This is a genomic window from Corynebacterium pseudokroppenstedtii (assembly GCF_019754945.1).
GTDB classification, from domain to species: domain Bacteria; phylum Actinomycetota; class Actinomycetes; order Mycobacteriales; family Mycobacteriaceae; genus Corynebacterium; species Corynebacterium pseudokroppenstedtii.
Map to the genome: position 1 here is coordinate 40,319 of NZ_JAEUWU010000005.1, position 14,621 is coordinate 54,939.

Consider the following 14,621-nt stretch of genomic DNA (forward strand, 5'->3'; position numbering starts at 1 on the left):
CAGGCGTGTGTGCGGAAACGCGACCGCGTAACGCACCACCCCGATAAGCTAAGGAAAGCTGAGAAAATGGGGCCCATTCCTGATGGAGCGGGCCCCGTTTTTTCATTCGTGATTAAGGACGAACCACCTGCATATCGCGCAGATGCCGGTAGAACGTCACACGAGTCAGCGCTCGTGGGTGAGGAACACCATCGCGATACACCATAAATGGCTCCCCACCAGCTTGAACGGCACGCCCGGTGAGCACTGTGCTATCAACAGCACCGGCTTCAGGGCCACGGTGGAAGAACCGCCCCAAAAACCCGCGTCGTTCATGGGGCGAGCTGGATCGTGTGGATTTCGTTCGGTCACTGCTGTAGGCCGACGGCCCAGTCATGGCAACGGCAGCAATTCCCGGCGCGTCCAGCGTGGATACCAACCGAGTCCCATAAAAATCGCTTCCATCAGAAGCTCCGACGGTGGTGTCGTCGATAATGATTTCGCCGACAAACGGCGAGCCATCCGCCGAGCAGATTTCGGCGACGCCCAGGGTCACCCTGCCAGAATCGTCGCGGATAAGGGGTACCGGGCGGACCGATCCCGACAAAGCGATTGACCAGGGCTTATCGGCCACACCCCAGCTTGTTGCGATTACCGACTGCGCTTCGACGCTCGATTCGCCGGATGAAACACGGGCGTCCGATGAAGCACCGCCCCCGGCAGCAGCGGGGACGTATGCGAGCTCGATCCACGTAGCGTCGATACGCATTAATCGCGTGGCCACAGCATCAAGGTCGGCATCAGTACCGACGACGACCAGTCGAACGGTGTCGATGGGTGTGCGCGGATCCGGCCCGGGTACCCCAAGATGGTCAACGTCGGGCTGAGCAGCGATTTCATCGAGGCTCGGCGTCGGATCGTGCGGAAGATAACGTGCCACCAGCTCATCGATAAAGTGCAGGTCCTTACGTCCCGGGCAGGTGGGAACGGTGTGTACAGGCAGGGGGAGGTCCTGGGGAAGCGGTGCGTCACCGCAACGGACGATGTGAATGGGCATGGGGGTACGGTGATCCTTCGACAATGAACGCTGCAAAAACCGTTGGTGGCGGCACGTCGTCGAACCCACAATGCAAAGGGGTCTGCAAAACCATGCCACCAACCAGCGGTGTACGGTGCTTTCCCATCGTAGCTGCGCACGTCTTCACCGTCGGTGCGCGGGGTTTCGCATATTTATTTAGCTGTTTGGCCCTTCTGCACGCGTATGCACTCTCACCCGTTACACTTGACGTGGTTTGTGCCCCGATTGGCACTCCGACGTTAGGCTTGTGGTCCCGGCTCGTCGGCAATCCATGGGACCGTGGGAGTTTTCGTGACTGCTGCTGCGATCGTTGTCGTGGGTGCTCAGTGGGGCGATGAAGGCAAAGGTAAAGCTACCGACATTTTGGGTGGCAAAGTTGATTACGTCGTCAAGCCCAATGGCGGTAACAACGCTGGTCACACGGTGGTTGTGGGCGGCGAGAAGTACGAACTCAAGCTGCTCCCTGCGGGAGTGTTGTCCCCTAACGCCACTCCGGTGCTGGGTAATGGCGTGGTGATCAATCTGGAGGCACTGTTCTCTGAGATTGATGGCCTGGAGGCTCGCGGTGCAGACGCGTCGCGGCTGCGTATTTCGGCAAACGCGCACCTCGTTGCCCCCTATCACCAGACCCTTGACCGCGTCGGCGAGCGGTTCTTGGGCAAGCGAGCCATCGGCACAACGGGCCGTGGTATCGGGCCCACCTACTCCGACAAGGTCGCCCGCGTGGGGATTCGTGCTCAGGATGTTCTTGATCCGTCGATTCTCCGTCAAAAGATCGAGTCTGCTTTGGACTTTAAGAACCAGGTGCTGGTCAAGATCTACAACCGGAAAGCGATTGATCCGGATGAGGTCTTTGATTACTTCATGTCGTACGCGGATCGGCTGAAGCCGATGCTGATCGACACAGCAACTGTGCTGAATAAGGGGCTTGACGAGGGTAAATCGGTCCTCATGGAAGGCGGCCAGGCCACGATGCTTGACGTTGACCACGGCACCTATCCGTTCGTGACCAGCTCGAATCCGACGGCCGGTGGTGCATCGGTGGGGTCTGGCATCGGCCCTGCACGGATCACTTCGGTTCTGGGAATTTCGAAGGCCTACACGACGCGCGTCGGTGCGGGCCCGTTCCCCACGGAGCTTTTTGATAAATGGGGCGACTACCTGCGCGATACGGGCCACGAATTCGGCGTGAACACCGGCCGGCCGCGTCGGTGCGGGTGGTATGACTCGGTCGTCGCCCGGTACGCAGCCCGCGTCAATGGTTTCACCGATCTGTTCATCACCAAATTGGATGTCCTCGGCGGTATTGGCGAGATCCCGATTTGCGTCGGGTACGACGTCGATGGCGTGCGCCACGATGAGATGCCCCTGACGCAATCGGACTTCCACCATGCCGTCCCGATCTACGAGACCATGCCCGCGTGGGAAGAGGACATCAGCGGTGCGCGGTCAGTGTCCGATTTGCCGCAGAAGGCCCAGGATTACTTGGAGCGGTTGGAAGAATTGTCTGGTTGCCGTATTTCTTACATCGGTGTTGGCCCCGGCCGCGACGAAACCATCGTTATTAACGACGTTCTGAAGCCCGAGAATTAAAGTGGGAACGCTCTGCGCTGTGGCCCGGTGACGTGCTGCGCGGAGTGGTAGGCGCTCGTGGAACATGATGTTCTGCGGGCGCTTTTCGTATGTGTGCCGTGTGTTTGCCGTATGTGCGGGGGTATTGACGTACGTGAACCGACTCATAATTATGAGACAGCGCACAAAACACACCCTTTAGGGGTGGAAAATTGCTCAAAACGAGCCTCTATCAGAAGTGAAGCAAATATTTTTTCTGCGCATGTGGTTGGAATCGCACTAGTCTCGCACGTAGAGATAGATCATATTGACACTATGAATGTGATCTAAAGCATAGAGGAAGTTTGTCGCGTGGAACGACGGAAGCTGCCTGCTTCACGACGTCATCACGTGGTGATCGACGCGGCAGTGGCTAGTGCTACGACGCGGTGTCCTAACCCGTCCAGACAGGACATCACTGAGCAGCATCGACACGCAGGACTCGTCGACACGCAGGACTCGCCGGCACGAAAGACCGCCGGCAAGCACGAAAGTCGACGCACACGAACGTCGTAACAAGTCAATACCGAGCAATACGTGGTGTGACGTGAGAAGTCATGTCAGCCGGCCTAGAGGAGGGCGTTATGAAAAGATCGACTGCAGAGTGGATCTATAACAAGATGAACGACATCCGCAACTTTGAGGATCGCGTTCACGGACTTTTCGCAAAAGGGGAAATCCCTGGCTTCGTTCACCTTTATGCAGGTGAGGAGGCTATTGCGGTGGGTGTGTGCGCACACCTGACGGAAGAGGATTCCATCACTTCGACGCACCGTGGACACGGACATTGCGTCGCAAAGGGGTGTGACCTTAACCGCATGATGGCCGAGATCTTCGGCCGCAAAGATGGCCTGTGCGGCGGCAAGGGCGGATCGATGCACATCGCCGACATCGATACCGGCATGCTTGGCGCGAACGGCATGGTCGGCGGCGGGTTCGCGCTCGCCACCGGAGCGGCTTTACGGAACCAATATTTGGGTACCGACGCGGTTGCCGTGTGCTTCTTCGGCGACGGGGCATCGAACGAAGGAGTGTTCCACGAGGCCTTGAATATGGCCGGAATTTGGAAGCTCCCGGTTGTCTTCGTCTGTGAAAACAACATGTTCGGCGAGGCCACACCGCAGAATTACGCCTGCGCCAGCGAAACGATCGCGCAGCGGGCGGCGGCCTACGACATGCCCGGCAAAGTCATCGACGGTAAGAACGTCATCGAGGTCTACGACGAGGTCGGAGACGCTATCAAGCGTGCCCGCAAGGGAGAAGGCCCCAGCCTCATCGAATGTCGCACCTACCGCAAGTACGGCCACTTCGAAGGCGATGAGCAAGCGTATAAAGCCACGGAAGGCGCTGAAAAAGAGTTCGCCGATCTTGACCCGATCCCGCGCTTCCGTGAGGACGCGATTGAGAAGGGATGGCTCAGCAAGAAAAAGGCTGACGATATTGAAAAGGCCAGCGAGGGGCGTATCGACGATGCGATCGAATTCGCAGAGAAGAGCCCAATTCCTGACCCTGAAGACCTGTTAAGCAACGTCTTCGCCTAACTCACTAGAGCCGATTAACTAAGAGAGGAGTACATAGTCATGGCACGTGAAATTAGCTTCATGAAGGCCATTAATGAAGCGCTCGCTCAGGCAATGCGCGCAGACGATCGTGTGATGCTGTTAGGCGAAGACCTTGCAGGTGGTCACGGTGTAGAACATTTGAACGGTGATGGTGCGTGGGGTGGCGTGATGGGCGTCACCAAAGGACTCATCGAGGAGTTCGGCGAAAAGCGCGTCAAGGACACGCCTATTTCAGAGATGGGATATATGGGCATCGCTGTCGGTGCGGCGGCCACAGGCCTCCGCCCCGTCCCCGAGCTCATGTTCAATGACTTCCTAGGATTCTGCTTCGACACGCTGCTGGGGCAGGCGTCGAAAATGCGGTACATGTTCGGCGGTAAAGCGAAGTTGCCGCTGACGGTCCGCACGATGCATGGTGCAGGCGCCTCCGCCGCAGCCCAGCACTCGGGTTCGTACTACGGCCTGTTGGGCGCTATCCCCGGTATCAAGGTCGTTGTTCCGTCGACGCCGTACAACGCCAAAGGGCTGCTGCTGTCGAGTATCGAGGAAGACAACGTTGTGGTGTTTTCCGAGGACAAGACGCTGTATGCGCAGAAAGGCGAGGTTCCGGAGGACTACTACACGATCCCGCTGGGCAAGGCCGACGTTGTTCGCGAAGGTGAGGACCTTACCATCGTCACCATCGGGAAGATGTTGTACCAGGGCATCGAGGTTGCCGACCAGCTGGCGTCGTCGGGAATAAGTGTTGATCTTATCGACCTGCTGACGGTGGCGCCGTGGGACCAGGAAACTGTGCTGGAATCCGTCCGGAAGACGGGGCGCTTGATCGTCGTCGATGAGGCGAACCCGCATAACAACACGGCAACTGACATCGCCGCGGTCGTGTCCGACGAGGCCTACGACTATTTGGACGGCCCTGTCAAACGAGTGACCGCGCCCAATACTCCGGTGCCGTTTGCCTCCAATTTGGAACAGCTCTACATCCCCGATGCTGCGCGCATCATGGAGGAAGCCGACGAGCTGATCTTCGACCTCAAGAAGTAAGGAAACGATCATGGCAACAGAAGTATTGATGCCTAAGCTCGGCCTTACCATGACGGAAGGCCTAGTTGACGAGTGGTATAAAAACGAAGGTGACGCCGTCAAGAAGGGCGAAGCTCTGTGCTCGATTAGCTCGGAGAAGCTGTCCGGAGATGTTGAAGCCGACGACGACGGTACGCTGCTGAAAATTGTCGTGGCTGCAGGGGATTCGACGGCGGTGAAAACGCCTATTGCCTATGTGGGTGCCGCTGATGAAACCGTCTCTGCAGCAGCGACGGGACCTGCCGGTGCGGATGATGCCTCCGGTGCCGGTGCCGGTGCCGGGGCTGGTGCTAGTGCCGGGGCTGCTGCTAGTGCCGGGGCTGCTGGCGCTGAAGCCGCCGATGAGGATGACCTCGAGGCTGGCGCCCGGCGCGCGAACCGCGACACGAGTGGCGATGGCAAGCGCATCTTTATCTCTAAAGTCGCAGAGAAGATGGCCAAGAAGCATGGCATCGACTACTCGAAAGTCAAGGGCACGGGTGGCCACGGGCGGATCACGAAGCGTGACATGAAGGCCTATATTGAGTCCCACCCGTCGGGCGATGCGGATTCGCAGGAGGCGTCGTCTGAAGGGGCGGCGTCGGCGGGCGCGCCGGGAGCTGCGTCGGCAAGTGGGACAGTGACCCAGCCAGTGACGGCGGGCGAAGGCCTGACCGGTATGCGCAAGATCATTGCGCAGAACATGATGCATAGTTTGCATTCCACTGCACAGTTGACATTGCACCGGAAGGTCAATGTGACGGACCTACTGTCCACCGTGTCTGAGATCAAGGGCAACCTCGGCCCCGGCGATGAGGCCAAGGCGCTCAGCATGAACGTGCTGCTGATTAAGGCGGTGGCTATCGCGTTGCAGGAGCATCCTTCGCTGAATGCTCACTACGACGGCCACGAGTACGAGCAGTGCGACGACGTCAACATCGGTGTCGCCGTGGCCCTGGACGATGGTTTGGCCGTTCCGACGGTTCCGAACGTCGTTGGCCAGTCGTTATCGCAGTTGAAGACGGTGTTCCACGATCGTGTTGATCGCGCGCGGAACGGCGATATCGACACCCTCGCCCCCGGAACGTTCACCATTACGAACCTCGGGACCGACGGGATCGAGTATTTCACCCCGGTGCTCAACGTCCCGGAGGTTGCGATCCTGGGGGTCGGCGCGCAGAGCACGCGGCTGACCTTAAACGGTGAGGGCGAGATTGAGGAAGTAGTCGAGCTGCCGTTGAGCTTGACTATTGACCATCAAACTGTCGACGGTCGTACGGGTGCGGAATTCCTCAGCACTTTGGCCGACGTGTTGGCCGAGCCGTATCGGGTTCTGCTGTAAACGTCGGGTTAAACGTCGCGTTATGGCTGGCCCTTTATCGGCGGGGGTCGGCCATGAGGCGTGGAGTGTAACGTTTGCCGACGATGCTGGCGACGCTGCTGTCCGTGATTATTCCGTGGCGAACATCGGCGCTGAAGGTGTCATCGCGGTATCTGAAATGCGGTGTTCGCCCGTAATTCCATTCCCAGCTGCGTTGGGTGTGAAGGTGGGGGCGTAGTTGATCCGCGTAATCGTCGGCATGGGCGGTTCGGTACATGACAACGCCCTCGCGCTTCATGTGTGCTGCAAAGTGCTTGTGAACCGTTGCCTGCACAGCGTCGATAGCCACATTGGGCAAGTTGGTGACGAATGAGGGGACCGACGGTATTCCGTTGACGTGCACATGCGGATCATGGGCTCGGAGGGTTTCGTGAAGCATGGCGAGGTCAGCGTCGACAAGGATTGTTCCGTGGAGCAGACCGTGGGCGAGAGTTTCACGGATAGCGGAGCCTGTGATCTTGAAGGCGCTGTCGCCTTGTTGGAGGAAAAGTGATCGACGGGGGTCGGCATACACGTCGCAGCCGAGTGATTGTAGGGCGTCGCGCACGATCGTGATGGGGAGGTCCCGCGAGAAGTACGGTTTGGATGCCATGAACGTGAAGTTCAGGTTTCCTAGGTCGTGGTAGACGGTTCCGCCGCCACTGATCCGACGGAATAGCGGGATGTGGTGGCTGCGGAGAAACTCGGTATTTGCTTCGTACCAGGGATTTTGTGCTCGTCCGATCATGACGGCGGGGCTATTGCGCCACATGAGGACGGCCGCTTCTTTCTGCCCCAGCGAGTCGAACAGATAGCGTTCGAAGGCCAGGTTATGGAGCGGGTCGTGGCTGGTGAGGCGCCATAGCGTCGTCGTGAACATGATGGTGCGATCACATCGGCGGGATTGGGGTTATCGCTGGACTTGGAGCTGGTGCTTCGAGCTTAGTAAAGCTCGTCTCCGCTCTTGTGTCCGAGGCCGGGGTGGTGGTCGAATCGCACAACCCCGACGGCTACCGTGTCGGGAACGGCTTGCTTGACACGTGCGACGCCTTCGATGCCGAACCCGCCGCATAATTCGATAGCGACGTATCCTTCGTCGGCGAGTTTCGATGCCACGTCTTCAGCTTGGGCGTAGTTGTTGACCGCCACCGTGAGGAGTTCGACGCCTGGAGTTGTGACGGTCGAGCGGTTGGTGGCGGGGTCGGCGCCGGTGTCGACGAACATGAATGCAGCTTTGAGAGCCATGGTGGTACTCCGTAGGTGTAGAGGCTGGGCTGATATACAGGCTGGGATTTCTCGAACCTGGCCACATTCTATCGCTCTATGGCGTGCGTATTCTCTCTATAAAGTGTGTTGAGTGTTAAACGACTAAAGGGGTTGTTATGCGCAGACTTGTAGCGGATGTTGATACGGGTATTGACGATATGCTCGCACTGATTTATCTCGCAGCACGGCACCGCGGCGGGGAAATCGAGTTAGCCGGAGTGAGCACCGTCGCGGGTAACACGACCGTCGATAACGTCGCCGTGAACACGCGTTGGGTGCTTGACCTGTACGGATGCCCCGACATTCCCGTTGGGGTGGGGCCCGCTGCGCCGGTTTCGATCCCGTTGACCACCACTCCCGAAACTCACGGTGATTACGGCCTCGGATACGCTCATCCGCCGCGTGAGGTTGGTGATCGTTTGTCGGTGGATGATGGTGAATCCACCGACCATAGGTCGACCACTTCCCGTACGTTGACGACGACTGACGCGTGGGAAGCTGCTCTTCAGCACGGTCCGGCCGATCTCGTCGCGACGGGCCCGCTGACGTCGGTAGCGATGAATCCTGAGCTGGTGTCGCGGTTCGATTCGCTGACGATCATGGGCGGTGCCGTCGATTATCGAGGAAATACGACGCCCACAGCGGAGTGGAATTTTTGGGTCGACCCCGACGCGGTGGCGATGGCGCTGGACGAAACTCGGCAGCGTGGTTGGGATGTCACCCTGTGTCACCTGGGTGTGACGGAAACGATCATGGTCACGCCGGATGACATCGCGCGGTGGGATTTGCCGGGCGAGGTGGGCACGCTTGTGAAGGATGCGCTGCGTTTTTACTTCGAGTTCCACGACAAGGAGGGGATTGGTTATTGCGCCCAGGTCCATGACCTGCTTGCCGTCATGGTGGCCCTCGACGCGGTCAGTTACGGGACAGCTGACAAAGCGCTAGCCGCCGTGCCCGATGACCGGGGTGCGATAACGACGGTGGCGCCGGCTGATGGGGAGCGGGGTGAGTCCGCCATGATCCACGTTCTCGATTCCGTGGACCCCGACGAAGTGGGGGCCGAAACACAGCGCGTGTTCGCCACTCTCACTCCATCGCGATAGCGGGTCCCGACAGCAGATCCCGATAACCGGCCCGCCGGGCTATCCCCTCACAGCGCCTCCACAGCGCACCCGTCGCTACATAATGGCAGCTCAGCCGCCCAACTCCGCCCGAACGCGTCGGGTGGCCTCAACCATGTTGCGCAGTGATGCGGTCGTCTCGGGCCACGCCCGCGTCTTCAGGCCACAGTCGGGATTAACCCATAGAGGCTCGACACCGACGGCATCGATAGCGTCGCGAATAAGTGTCGTGTTTTCGTCGACCGACGGCACGCGGGGTGAGTGAATATCCCACACACCAGGGCCAATGCCGAGGGAGAACCCGGCGTCGCGGAGAGCTTTGAGTACCTTCATGCCGTTGCGGGCCGATTCGATGGTGGTGACGTCGGCATCCAAGTCGATAATCGTATCGATGAGCTCATTGAACTGTGAGTAACACATATGAGTATGGATGTGGATATCCGGGCCAGCACTCGACGTTGCCAATCGGAAGGCCTGCGTCGCCCACGTCGTATAGGCATCGTGGTCAGCTTTGCGTAGGGGGAGGAGTTCACGAATGGCAGGTTCGTCGACCTGAATAATGCGCGCGCCGGCCTGAATAAGATCATCTATCTCATCGCGCAGCGCGAGCGCCACCTGGTCGGCAGTGACGGACATGGGTTGATCTTCACGAACGAATGACCACGCAAGCATCGTGACCGGCCCCGTGAGCATCCCCTTCACCGGTTTGTCGGTAGCGTCCTGGGCAACGCGGAACCAGTGCGTCGTCAATGGTGACGGCCGGGACACGTCGCCGGTCACAATGGGTGGGCGCACGCACCGCGACCCGTAGGACTGAACCCAGCCATTCGTGGTGGAGCAGTACCCGTCCAGTTGTTCAGAGAAGTACTGCACCATGTCATTCCGCTCAGGCTCGCCGTGAACGAGGACATCGAGGCCGAGATCTTCCTGGGCCTTGATGGTGGACCGCACTTCGTCTTCCATCCGCGCCGTGTATTCGTCCTGCGTGATGGTGCCGTCGCGTTTGTCTTTCCGCGCGCGACGGATCGCCGACGTTTGGGGGAAGGATCCGATCGTCGTGGTGGGAAGGATGGGTAGCGACGGGCCTGTTCTGTCGCTGAACGGAACGCGGTGTCGGTCGTCGTCGGTGATCGAGCTCAGCCGCCGTTGGACATCGTCATTAGTGGGCAGACCCTCGGATAACGCTTGGCTCGATGCGGCAATGTAGTGCTCGTCGTCCGGGGTGCTTGCCGACGCTAGGGCGCGGTGGAGTACGGCAAGTTCTTGTATTTTCTCCTCGCCGAAAGCTAACCGATTGCGGACATCGACGGGCAGTCCAGGTTCGGAGCTGCTTTCTTGCGCGTCGGTGCCGTCGGCGTTGCGCCCGAGGCGATACGGGACATGGAGGAGGGAGCACGACGTCGAGGCCACCACCGGCCCGCGCTCGGCTAGTTCTTTGAGCGTGCGCAACGCTTGTTCGATATCGGTGCGCCAGACGTTGCGGCCATTGATAATTCCCGCGACGAGTGTTTCTTCGCCTGTCCATGCATCGAGCCAGGACGGGACGGCGTCGTCTTGTGCCGCATCCCCGCGGGCGTCGCTACTGCTGGCGGCGCTCCGCGTGGGGGTTTGTTGGCTCGGTATGAGGTCGACGGCGATGCCGTTGACGCCAGTGCCGTTCAGCGCAGCGAGGGCATGATCGCCGGGGCCGAAGTAGGTGGCGGCGAGCAGTTTGACGTCGGCTTTTCCGGCTGCCTCGGCGAGCTTCGTGTAGGCGGACCGGACGCGATCGACATCGGCGTCGGTGACGTCGCACGTCAATTGCGGCTCGTCCAGCTGCACCCATTCCACCCCGGTGGCACCCAAGCGCGTGATGAATTCCACATAGGCATCGATCAGCGGTTGCCACAGGCCGTCGAGGTCATCGTCGGCTGCGTGGTCAGCCAAGGTCAGATAGGTGAACGGGCCGACTAACACGGGCCGCACGTTGGCGGTCTTCAGCAGCTCGGCGACGTCGGCAAGAAAATCGTCGATAGTCAGATCAAACTTCGTGTCGACGCTGAGCTCAGGAACGATGTAGTGGTAGTTGGTGTCGTACCACTTGGTCATTGCCGACGGGGGAAGATCCGACGTCCCGCGGGCGGTGGCGAAGCGACGATCAATATCGCGCGGTAGTCGATCGGGTATCGACATCGTTGGCTCGCGGTCGGGGATTGTGTGGTCGGGGATTGTGTTGAATCGTGCGGGGAGGACGCCGAGGTAGGCGCTCATGTCGAGCACGGCGTCGTAGTAGCTGCGTCCCAAGGTGGGAACGGATGCCATGCCGGCTGACGCGAGGTTCTGTGCGTATTTTGTGGTGAGTTCCCAGGCAGTGCGGGCCAGGTGGGAAGCATGTTCTTGGGCTGACCGCTCGTGGGCTGCATCCTCTCCAGCCGCTGATCCCGATTTCCAGTATTTTTCGCAAGCGCGTTTGAGTTCGCGGCGTGGACCGATGCGTGGCACGCCAAGTGTTGTGAATGTCATTCCTGATCCTCGTCAGTGGTGGACACACGGGCCCGGCGGGCTCCGCGACGATAAGCAGGTATTCGGACTCGTGAGCACTCCGCTGGCGCCTGATTGGGTGCGCTGTTCCTGATGGCCGTGAGGGTGTGGTCATCCGGGGCGGAACCTGATTGACACTGCTTCCCAGTTCTCTCCGGGGTGGGGAGGTCACCAGTGCATCATCGTGTCGTTTGGTTTTCTCACATACCGCTGCGGGACAGTTCCGGATTCTCACCGGATTCCCTGAGTTTTCTGCTCCACGAGAGGGCCAATGCCATTCGCGGGGCAGAAGAACTTATCGCGTTATCTATCGTAAACGGTGGGATGACGTGGCGTACGCAGTGGCGCGGATCACTCGCGACATTAGGAAACCTTTTTAGATCTATGGCTGCAACTACAGTGGAGAGGGTGGCTACTCAGAACACGTCGACACGAACTGCAGCCCCTTCAGCCGGCGCTAATTCAAACAGTGCTCAGCAATTGCACGATGTCATTCGCGTCGTCGGGGCGTCGGAAAACAATTTGCGCCATGTCACCGTCGATATCCCGAAACGGAAGCTCACCGTTTTTACCGGTGTGTCGGGGTCGGGCAAGAGTTCGCTGGTGTTCGGCACGATCGCCGCGGAGGCGCAGCGCAGCATTAACGAGACGTATAACGCGTTTGTGCAGGGGTTTATGCAAGCTCCCAGCAGGCCCGACGTTGATCGTATTGAGGGGATCACGGCGGCCATCAGTGTGGATCAGTCGTCGTTGGGTGGTGGTCCGCGGTCCACCGTCGGCACTGTTACCGATGCTTTGGCTTATTTACGGTTGTTATTTAGCCGTGTTGCCGAACCTCATATTGGTGGACCTAAGGCATATTCATTTAATCAGCCGACGGTGACGGGCGGCGGCGCAATCAAGAAAGCGGGGCAGAAAAAAGGTAAGGCCAAACGGTTCACCGTGATCGGCGGGCAATGCGTGACCTGCGAAGGCATGGGAACTGTCACTGATTTAAAGTTGACCGAGCTTTTCGACGACGCGCTTTCCCTTAATGATGGCGCTTTAACCATTCCTGGTTACAAAGCTGGGGGATGGTCAGTTCGGCAAATTGTGGAATCAGGGTTCGTCAATGGGGACAAACCCATCAAGGATTTCACGGATAAAGAGATGCACGATTTTCTTTATCGTGAGCCGGAACGCATCAAAATCAATAACGTCAACAGAACATACGAAGGCCTAGTTCCACACCTTAAGAATTCGATGCTGTCGAAAGATCGCGAATCTATGCAGCCGCATATTCGCGAGTTTGTCGACCGCGCGGTGACATACAAGCCATGCCCCGATTGCCACGGCACCCGGCTCAATGAGGGGGCTCGAACGTCGACAATCGATGGAGTCTCTATTGCCGACGCCGCAGGAATGCAGATCAACGAGCTAGCCGAGTGGGTGGCGTCGCTCGACAAGCCCCAGGTGAAGCCGGTTATTGAGAACCTGCTGGCGATGCTGGACACATTCGTCGATAGTGGTTTGGGGTATTTGTCGCTCGACCGCCCCGCGGGGACGCTATCCGGTGGTGAAGCGCAACGGACCAAGATGGTGCGGCACGTGAATTCGGCGCTCACGGATGTTACCTATATTTTCGACGAGCCCACCACCGGCCTGCACCCGCACGATATCGAGCGCATGAATGCCCTGCTCCTGCGCCTGCGGGACAAGGGAAACACGGTGCTTGTCGTGGAGCATAAGCCGGAAACCATTGCGATCGCGGATCATGTGATTGATATGGGGCCGGGCGCGGGCAAGGACGGTGGGATGGTGTGCTTCGAGGGCACTGTGGAGCAGCTGCGTGAGAGCTCGACCGCGACGGGCATCCACCTGCACGATTCCATTCGTGTGAAGGATACTGTCCGGGAGCGGACCGGCGAGATCACCATCGACCATGCTTCGTTGAATAATCTCGACGACGTTACGGTGTCGATTCCGCTGGGGGAGCTTGTGGCTGTGACTGGCGTGGCCGGCTCCGGGAAGAGTTCACTGATGAGCGAGCTGCGGCGTCGAAGCGCTGAGGACGGTGGTTCCCCTGAGGAGGCTTCCCGTGCGGATGCATCCGGCAACGCACCCACCTCCGACCAGCGTCTCATCTACGTCGATCAGTCCCCGATCAAGGGCGGCCGTCGCTCCAACCCCGCCACGTACACCGGAATGCTGGACCCCATCCGCAAATCATTCGCAAAGGCAAACAACGTCACCCCGTCGCTGTTTAGCGCCAACTCTGAAGGCGCGTGCCCGTCGTGCCACGGTTTGGGCACCATCGACATCGACCTCGGCATGATGGGCCGCACCAGCTCTACCTGCGAAGACTGCGCCGGCCGGGGCTTCTCGGCGGAGGTCCTGGACTACACATTGGGCGGCTCCACAATCGCTGATGTCATGGCAATGACCGTCGACCAGGCCCTCCCGTTCTGTCGAGAAGCGAAGGTTCGCCGCGCGGTCGCGATCCTTCGTCGGCTATCCGACGTCGGCTTGGGGTATCTGACTATTGGGCAACCATTGTCGACGCTATCCGGTGGCGAACTTCAGCGCCTCAAATTAGCAGTACACATGGCCGACGACGGCGGAGTCTACGTTCTGGACGAGCCGACGAACGGTCTGCATATGCAGGACGTCGACAAGTTGTTAACTCTGCTGGATAAGTTGGTGGATTCGGGTAAGAGCGTTGCGGTGGTCGAGCATCACCAGGCGGTGATGGCGCATGCGGATTGGCTCATTGACCTGGGGCCGGGCGCGGGTGACGAGGGTGGCCAGGTCGTGTTTGAGGGCACGCCGCGGGAATTGGTCGAGCGCCAGGAGCCCGGATTGACGGGGCAGTATTTGAGGGAGGCTGTGTGGGCCTGACGTGGGAGCGTTCGTGGTGTGCTCCGCCGCATACTCCTTGCGCGCGCCCCGAATTCCTACTGCACACCCGTCGGCAATAAATAAGGTCCGAGGTCAACATGGGTTTCCGGGGCTGGTGTTCCCATGGGCTAAAGTATTGACAGCTCGAGGTGACATAGAGCGTTGTACCGGCAGCCGCGCGGAAA

At 59.3% G+C, this 14,621-nt stretch carries 11 protein-coding genes and 1 riboswitch; of the genes, 7 read left to right on the forward strand and 4 right to left on the reverse strand.

Annotation, left to right across the window (positions count from 1 at the left end; genetic code table 11):
* Positions 1-112: 112 nt before the first annotated feature.
* Positions 113-1,036 (reverse strand): hypothetical protein, encoded by a 924-nt coding sequence (locus tag JMN36_RS09090; protein ID WP_204087502.1) that lies wholly within the window; start codon positions 1,034-1,036, stop codon positions 113-115.
* Positions 1,037-1,348: 312 nt separating this feature from the next.
* On the opposite strand from JMN36_RS09090, the gene JMN36_RS09095 reads away from it, so the two are divergent.
* From JMN36_RS09095 to JMN36_RS09115, 5 genes are all read left to right on the forward strand, one after another.
* Positions 1,349-2,650, forward strand: coding sequence for an adenylosuccinate synthase (locus tag JMN36_RS09095; RefSeq protein WP_012732342.1), 1,302 nt, complete (start codon positions 1,349-1,351; stop codon positions 2,648-2,650).
* A 330-nt stretch (positions 2,651-2,980) separates the two neighbouring features.
* Entirely contained in the window at positions 2,981-3,184 is a 204-nt protein-coding gene (locus JMN36_RS09100; RefSeq protein ID WP_204087501.1) for a hypothetical protein, read from the forward strand.
* A 68-nt stretch (positions 3,185-3,252) separates the two neighbouring features.
* Positions 3,253-4,209 (forward strand): thiamine pyrophosphate-dependent dehydrogenase E1 component subunit alpha, encoded by a 957-nt coding sequence (locus tag JMN36_RS09105; RefSeq protein ID WP_236881890.1) that lies wholly within the window; start codon positions 3,253-3,255, stop codon positions 4,207-4,209.
* Positions 4,210-4,248: 39 nt separating this feature from the next.
* Entirely contained in the window at positions 4,249-5,274 is a 1,026-nt protein-coding gene (locus tag JMN36_RS09110; protein ID WP_221924282.1) for an alpha-ketoacid dehydrogenase subunit beta, read from the forward strand.
* Between the two features lie 10 nt (positions 5,275-5,284).
* Entirely contained in the window at positions 5,285-6,634 is a 1,350-nt protein-coding gene (locus JMN36_RS09115) for a dihydrolipoamide acetyltransferase family protein (protein WP_221924283.1), read from the forward strand.
* A gap of 34 nt (positions 6,635-6,668) precedes the next feature.
* Here the strand turns inward: JMN36_RS09115 and JMN36_RS09120 are convergent, their stop codons facing one another.
* On the reverse strand, positions 6,669-7,532 hold the full coding sequence (locus tag JMN36_RS09120; protein ID WP_221924284.1) for a lipoyl protein ligase domain-containing protein: 864 nt from the start codon (positions 7,530-7,532) through the stop codon (positions 6,669-6,671).
* A gap of 62 nt (positions 7,533-7,594) precedes the next feature.
* Entirely contained in the window at positions 7,595-7,897 is a 303-nt protein-coding gene (locus tag JMN36_RS09125; RefSeq protein WP_221924285.1) for a DUF6506 family protein, read from the reverse strand.
* Positions 7,898-8,034: 137 nt separating this feature from the next.
* Between JMN36_RS09125 and JMN36_RS09130 the strand changes: the two genes are divergently transcribed.
* Positions 8,035-9,021: a nucleoside hydrolase gene (locus JMN36_RS09130; protein WP_221924286.1), complete on the forward strand. Its 987-nt coding sequence runs from the start codon at positions 8,035-8,037 to the stop codon at positions 9,019-9,021.
* A 90-nt stretch (positions 9,022-9,111) separates the two neighbouring features.
* On the opposite strand, the gene metE is transcribed toward JMN36_RS09130, so the two are convergent.
* A complete protein-coding gene (gene metE, locus JMN36_RS09135) occupies positions 9,112-11,541 on the reverse strand; it encodes a 5-methyltetrahydropteroyltriglutamate--homocysteine S-methyltransferase (protein ID WP_221924287.1) in 2,430 nt (809 codons plus the stop codon).
* 36 nt (positions 11,542-11,577) lie between these two features.
* A riboswitch (cobalamin riboswitch) is annotated at positions 11,578-11,853 on the reverse strand.
* A 114-nt stretch (positions 11,854-11,967) separates the two neighbouring features.
* On the opposite strand from metE, the gene JMN36_RS09140 reads away from it, so the two are divergent.
* A complete protein-coding gene (locus JMN36_RS09140) occupies positions 11,968-14,436 on the forward strand; it encodes an ATP-binding cassette domain-containing protein (RefSeq protein WP_438503812.1) in 2,469 nt (822 codons plus the stop codon).
* Positions 14,437-14,621: the final 185 nt, after the last annotated feature.

Coding starts and splice junctions, on each gene's coding strand:
- JMN36_RS09110 (WP_221924282.1), top strand. CDS start 4,249: ATGGCACGTGAAATTAGCTTCATGAAGGCCATTAATGAAGCGCTCGCT.
- JMN36_RS09120 (WP_221924284.1), bottom strand. CDS start 7,532: ATGTTCACGACGACGCTATGGCGCCTCACCAGCCACGACCCGCTCCAT.
- JMN36_RS09090 (WP_204087502.1), bottom strand. CDS start 1,036: ATGCCCATTCACATCGTCCGTTGCGGTGACGCACCGCTTCCCCAGGAC.
- JMN36_RS09115 (WP_221924283.1), top strand. CDS start 5,285: ATGGCAACAGAAGTATTGATGCCTAAGCTCGGCCTTACCATGACGGAA.
- JMN36_RS09105 (WP_236881890.1), top strand. CDS start 3,253: ATGAAAAGATCGACTGCAGAGTGGATCTATAACAAGATGAACGACATC.
- metE (WP_221924287.1), bottom strand. CDS start 11,541: ATGACATTCACAACACTTGGCGTGCCACGCATCGGTCCACGCCGCGAA.
- JMN36_RS09130 (WP_221924286.1), top strand. CDS start 8,035: ATGCGCAGACTTGTAGCGGATGTTGATACGGGTATTGACGATATGCTC.
- JMN36_RS09125 (WP_221924285.1), bottom strand. CDS start 7,897: ATGGCTCTCAAAGCTGCATTCATGTTCGTCGACACCGGCGCCGACCCC.